The 3,259-nt window shown below is 73.1% G+C and carries 5 protein-coding genes; 3 read left to right on the forward strand and 2 right to left on the reverse strand.

Annotated features, from left to right (window positions below; all coding sequences use genetic code 11):
* Positions 1 to 63 precede the first annotated feature (63 nt).
* Positions 64 to 639: a TIGR03086 family metal-binding protein gene (locus tag ACFXB5_RS52225; RefSeq protein WP_201852981.1), complete on the reverse strand. Its 576-nt coding sequence runs from the start codon at positions 637 to 639 to the stop codon at positions 64 to 66.
* Positions 640 to 645: 6 nt separating this feature from the next.
* Positions 646 to 1,149 carry a phage holin family protein gene (locus ACFXB5_RS52230; RefSeq protein ID WP_385222815.1) on the reverse strand — a complete coding sequence of 168 codons (504 nt, stop codon included), beginning with the start codon at positions 1,147 to 1,149 and terminating at the stop codon, positions 646 to 648.
* Positions 1,150 to 1,471: 322 nt separating this feature from the next.
* Between ACFXB5_RS52230 and ACFXB5_RS52235 the strand changes: the two genes are divergently transcribed.
* The 3 genes from ACFXB5_RS52235 to ACFXB5_RS52245 all read left to right on the forward strand — a co-directional run bounded on the left by ACFXB5_RS52235 (position 1,472) and on the right by ACFXB5_RS52245 (position 3,068).
* A complete protein-coding gene (locus ACFXB5_RS52235) occupies positions 1,472 to 2,029 on the forward strand; it encodes a hypothetical protein (RefSeq protein ID WP_385222818.1) in 558 nt (185 codons plus the stop codon).
* A gap of 130 nt (positions 2,030 to 2,159) precedes the next feature.
* Entirely contained in the window at positions 2,160 to 2,543 is a 384-nt protein-coding gene (locus tag ACFXB5_RS52240; protein ID WP_385222821.1) for a DUF2795 domain-containing protein, read from the forward strand.
* 174 nt (positions 2,544 to 2,717) lie between these two features.
* Positions 2,718 to 3,068: a CBS domain-containing protein gene (locus ACFXB5_RS52245; protein ID WP_385222823.1), complete on the forward strand. Its 351-nt coding sequence runs from the start codon at positions 2,718 to 2,720 to the stop codon at positions 3,066 to 3,068.
* The last annotated feature ends 191 nt before the right edge of the window (positions 3,069 to 3,259 follow it).

The following is a 3,259-nucleotide window of genomic DNA, read 5'->3' on the forward strand; positions in this document are numbered from 1 at the left end:
GCCCCGGTGGGGGTGAGGGGGCGGAGCCTCCTCTTTCGGGAAGGGGCGGGGTGGGGAATCTGCCTACGGCTCGCGGCCAAGCAGAGCCAGGAGCCGGGCCTGCGCATCCGCCCCCGCCGGAGGCTCAACCGGCGCCGCGAACAGCCCGCTCTCCTCCAAATCCGCCGCATACGGCGCGACCTCCCGCACCGAAAAGTCCACCAGCGGCTTGGGAATGCGCTCATCCGCCCCAATGGCCCGAGCCAGATCCCACGCATGCACCGCCGCATCAGCCGTCATCTGCGCGCAGTAATGCGTCGCGGGGCTCTCCCCGTACGAGAGGCCGACCATCCGGTCGAGCGCCCCCGGCTCGCGGAAGGCGTCCCGCGCCGCGGTCGCCACCACGTCCCACGTGGCGACGGGGTCGTCACCGAGCAGATCGCCCTCCAGCGCATCGCTCTGGTCGCCGGCGCTCGCCCCCTCCCGGACCAGCGGCGGCACCCACATCTGCTCGACCGCGAGATGGTTCACCAGGTCGCGTACGGTCCACTCGGTGCAGGGCGTCGGGTCGTCCCACTGATCGGGCCGGATCGCGTGCACCCGTTCGGTGAAGAGGTCCAGCGCCTCGCCGTGCCTGGTCAGCAGCGGATTCTCCGCCATGGGCGATCACCCCGTGTGAGGGGGATGAGGGGGCTGAGGAGGCGCCCCGGGCCCCGGCGTCCCCGGGGGCGTCGGAGGCGCGACGGGCCCGCCAGGACCGCCAGGACCGGCGGGGCCGCCAGAAGGACCGGGAGGAGCCACGGGCCCCGAAGGGGCGGAAGGGGCCGCAGGGGCGGAAGGCGCCGAAGAAGGCGCGCCGGGCCGTCGCCCCGCCCCCTGCCCCGCCGCGTTCTTCAGCCACCCCGCCACCACCAGCAACAGCGCGAAGACGACCAGCGCCGCCGCCCACCCCGGAAGCGCCAACGCGAACAGCAGCACCAGGCACGCCGTCAGCGCACCCCCCGCATAGAGCGCGGCCGCCGCCGCGCCACCGTAGAGGCGGACCGCGCGCCGCCCGGACTGCTCACGCAGCTCCCGGCGGACCTCTTCGCGGACGGCTCGTGCGACCGGCTCCGCCAGGTCCCCGGCCGAGGGTATGCCCGCCTTCGGATAGGCCGATTTATCAGTCATGCGCCGCCGGGTACCCGTGCCCCACCCTCGTTAACAGTCCTCAGGAGTCCTCAGGAGTCCTCGTCAACGCGAGCGGACCACGGGTACGCGGGCACTTCCGCAGGGCATCTGGACAGGGCACGGCGCCGGACCCGGCCCCTGATGTCCCGCGTCCGGCGCCGCTCCTCACTCCCTACGGGCCGCTCGGCCGCACCACGGGTCCCCCTCCCCCACGAGCCCCAAACGTCGGCTTCGGAACCTCACCCCCCAATCGTCCGGGCGACCTCGTGTCGATGCCGTCGTCATGGGTACGCGTGGGGGACGCGAAATCTGGAGGGAGTACATGCGACTCGGACATCTCCAACCGCTCTACGACCGTCCGGGCCCCTGGGCCGGCGTCTATTTCGACACCACGCACCCGGACGAGTCAGCGGCCGAGGAGCAGGAACGCGCCGCCCGCGAGGCGAGCCGCCGGCTGGAAGGGCAGGGCGCCGAGCCGATGAGCGAGCCCCCGTGCTGGTCGGCGCTGCCGCACGTGGGACCGCTGCTGGAGCTGACCGGCGCGGATCTGGTGGTGCCGGCCGGGGACCCGCGTGAGCGGCGCGCGGTCCACGAGCGGCTGCCCAAGGAGCTGCGCTCGGCGGCGGTGGAGACCGCGCGCGGGGGCCGCGCCCCCGGGGTTCCGGCGCTGGCCGACGCGGCGCGTGGTGAGCACGGCATAGGCTCCTTGCTGATACGCCCCGACGGGCCCGATCTGTACCGCGAGGTACGGGTGGGCACCGAACCCGACCAACTGGCATTGCGCCGTACCGATGTCCAGTACGTGGGCGACACCCGGCCGTCCCCGGCCCGCGCCGACGACACACCGCTGCGCCGGCCGTACGAGGGCGACGCGGATTGAACATCCGCGGACCGAACATCCGCGGATTGAACATCCCGGGAGCGGATTCGACCGCCCCGGAACCGATTGACATATCCCGGGAGATGACCGACCCGGGAGACACCCGGACCCGCTGAGGAAGGGGACCGACATGCAGCGAGGCAGCGATCGGCTGAGCGTCCACAAGGACGACGAGATGAAGCACGAGCTCCAGGGGCTGATCCGCTCCGGGCACCCGACCCGGGCCGAGGAGTGGCACGACCCGGAGCCGGCCGCCGACGATGACCCGGACGTCGCCTCGGGGCCGGTTCCGGCACGGGGGACGACCGGTGAGGCCGAGGCGGTGCGGTTCGAGTTCGGCCGCCGGCTGGGACGTACGTCGTTCCCGGCGGATCGTGAGGGGCTGCTGCGCGTCCTGGAGGACCGGCACACACCGGACGGGCTGATCGCTCTGGCCGAGGAACTGCCCGCGGACCGGACGTTCCACACGGTGCAGGAGGTGGTCTCGGCGCTGGGGCTGCGCCCGAGCACGTAGCTGGGGCCGCGCCCGAGCACGTAGGGGATCGCCCAGGGATTGCGGATGGCGCATATCCGCCGCGCATAGCCCCGACGCACGTGGGTACTGCGGGCAGCACATCACCCAGGAAGGGGAGGTGGACAGGTGTCCCAGGACCCACCTCGCGATCCGACGCGCCCCGTCCGGGAGGCCATGACGCGGCCCGCGATCTGGGTGCGCCCCGACGCCTCGCTGGTGGAGGCCGCGCAGCTGATGCGCGCGCAGGACATCGGCGATGTGCTGGTCGCCAGCGACGGGGAGGTGCTCGGCGTCCTCACCGACCGCGACATCACCCTCCGCGCGGTCGCCGAGGGCGTAGACCCTCTCGCCGTCACCTGCCATGCCGTATGCACCCCGGACCCGGTGACGATCGGGCCGGACGAGGAGGTGGCCGAGGCGGCCGCGCTGATGCGTCGGCATGCGGTGGGGCGGCTCCCGGTGGTCGAGGCGGGGCGTGCGCTGGGCGTGATCAGCCGGGGGGATGTGACGGAGTCGCCTATCTGATGGAGCCGCCTATGCGACGCGGCCGCCCCGCATTCCGGCATCACCATTCCCGCGTCACATTCCGCCGAAGGGTGGGGGGGGGGGTGGTGCACCCCCCCGGGGGGACCCTTGCCCTAATAGCAAAACCGGGGGGGGGGGGGGGGCTACGACGGGGGGCATCGCGGCCATTCCTCACTCGACAGGGCTTGGGC

The sequence above is a fragment of the Streptomyces sp. NPDC059455 genome, from assembly GCF_042750115.1.
Classification (GTDB): Bacteria; Actinomycetota; Actinomycetes; order Streptomycetales; family Streptomycetaceae; genus Streptomyces; species Streptomyces endocoffeicus.